We start from the raw sequence: 871 nt of genomic DNA on the forward strand, positions 1-871 counted from the left end.
TGGATCGGGGGTGCCCATCATTTGTGTCTCACGCCAACCCTTGTGGGAGCGAGCCTGCTCGCGAAAGCGGTCCGGCAGGCACCCTCACACTATCGACACAAACAAAAGCGGCAGCCCCACCGGGCTGCCGCTTTGCTTATAACGAGTCGATCACTCAAGCCAGGCGCGCCAGCATCTCCTTGGCTTCGCTCTTCTGGCCATCGTCGCCTTCGGTCACCACCTCATTGAGGATGTCCCGGGCGCCGTCGTTGTCACCCATGTCGATGTAGGCCTGAGCCAGATCGAGCTTGGTGGCGACTTCGTCGGTGCCGGACAGAAAATCGAATTCCGGCTCGTCGTCCACGGTCGCCAGGGCGTCGTCCACGGTGAAAGTTGGCTCGCTGAGGCTCTGGGACAAGCGATCAAGCTCCGCATTGACGTCATCCAGCTCGGCGGCGAATGCATCCGGCGCGTCAGGAGCATCCATCTCGTCAGCCAGGGACAGATCGAAATCGGCCGGCAGCTCCAGATCGTCTAACGTAGCGTGCGGAACCGTCGGTGCCTCGGCGACAGGCAGGTCCTTGACGTCGTCGTCCAGGCTCAGCAGGAACTCGTCTTCGGCCAGGGTCGCCGGCGAAGGCTCGCCACCGAGATCCATGTCCAGATCGAAGGCCGACAGGTCGTCGAGGTTTTCCTTGATTTCAGTCTGCTGCTGCAGCACCGACTCAAAGCTCAGGTCGTCGTCCTGCGGGAAGTCTTCCAGCTCGTCCAGGGTTGCAGCAACTTCCGGTTCAGGCAAAGGCTGCGGGGCCGGTGCAACGGCTACCGGCGTAATGTTGTCCAGATCGTCGAGACTCAGATCGAAAGCACTGTCGAAATCGTCATCGGTCGG

1 protein-coding gene is annotated in these 871 nt (G+C 61.3%); it reads right to left on the minus strand.

Translation table 11 applies throughout. The annotated features are described in order from the left end of the window. Positions 1-154: 154 nt before the first annotated feature. Positions 155-871, minus strand: a 717-nt coding sequence (locus tag ACW9HW_RS30140; RefSeq protein WP_457402977.1) for a FimV/HubP family polar landmark protein, incomplete at its 5' end; no start/stop codon positions are given.

It is taken from the genome of Pseudomonas sp. SDO5532_S415, assembly GCF_054071155.1.